Source organism: Roseomonas sp. 18066, from assembly GCF_902706185.1.
Lineage (GTDB): Bacteria > Pseudomonadota > Alphaproteobacteria > Acetobacterales > Acetobacteraceae > Pseudoroseomonas.
In genome coordinates this window covers 1-1,033 of sequence record NZ_CACSJM010000325.1, presented here as the reverse complement: position 1 = coordinate 1,033, position 1,033 = coordinate 1, and the positions used below count along the sequence as shown (strand labels likewise).

2 protein-coding genes are annotated in these 1,033 nt (G+C 72.1%); one reads left to right on the top strand and one right to left on the bottom strand.

The window, feature by feature from the left end:
* Positions 1-226: 226 nt before the first annotated feature.
* A complete protein-coding gene (locus GVN67_RS29045) occupies positions 227-373 on the top strand; it encodes a hypothetical protein (RefSeq protein ID WP_160000768.1) in 147 nt (48 codons plus the stop codon).
* Positions 374-383: 10 nt separating this feature from the next.
* Here GVN67_RS29045 and lipB read toward each other — a convergent pair whose 3' ends face one another.
* Positions 384-1,031, bottom strand: a complete 648-nt coding sequence (gene lipB, locus GVN67_RS29040; protein WP_160000767.1) for a lipoyl(octanoyl) transferase LipB — start codon at positions 1,029-1,031, stop codon at positions 384-386.
* Positions 1,032-1,033: the final 2 nt, after the last annotated feature.

Here is a 1,033-nt window from a genome sequence, read left to right as displayed (position 1 = left end):
GTGGGGAACGCAGCGGGGCGGGGCATGCGCAGCTCCTGTTTCTTGGACAGGTAGGATGATCGCACGAGGTTTTTGGCGTCGCAACGCGGCAGGGGGCTGTGGCCCGGCCACCACGGCCCCGGAAGATTCCGGGGGCTCGGCAACTTATCCGCGCTTTTTATCATTATTGCGACGTAGGTGTCGTTACGGTCACCGAGCTGCCCCATTTTTACGCGGAGTGTTCAAGATGAGCGCCTCCCTTGTTCCGACCCCCGTGCCTGCCGCCGCGCGCCGCCGCGAGGGCCGCGACATGAACTGGGCCGGGCTGCTCGGCGCCCTGGCCGTCAGCTGGGTCGCCGTGGCCTCGATCGGCTGGCTGGTGCTGGGGGCCTGAGGCCCGCCGGCTAGCCGAAGACTTCCATCCAGCAGGCGCGCAGCGCGGCATCGACCTCGGCCATGGTCGCGGCGACGCCCAGGGCCTGCAGGCTGGTCACGCCGTGCTGGCGGATGCCGCAGGGCACGATGCCGGCGAAATGCGACAGGTCCGGCGCCACGTTCAGCGCGATGCCGTGCCAGCTGACCCAGCGTGTCACCCGCACGCCGATGGCGCCGATCTTGCTCTCGCGCCCATCGGCCCCGGCCACCCAGATGCCGACCCGGCCCTCCCGCCGCTCGCCTTGCACGCCGAGGCGCGCCAGGCTGCGGATCATCCATTCCTCCAGCCCGATGACATAGGCGCGGATGTCGCGCGCCGGCACGCCGCCATGCGGGCGCTGCAGGTCCAGCAGGGCATAGGCGGTGCGCTGGCCGGGGCCGTGATAGGTCCATTGCCCGCCGCGCCCGGCCTCGTAGACGGGGAAGCGCGGGTCGACCAGGTCGGCCGCGTCGGCCGAGGTGCCGGCGGTGTAGCTCGGCGGGTGCTCGACCAGCCAGACCTGCTCGGGCGCGGTGCCGGCGCGGATCGCGGCCACCCGCGCCTGCATGGCGCCGAGCGCTGCCGGATAATCGGTCAGCCCCGGCTCGACGCGCCATTCCAGGGGCGGCGGCGGCAGGG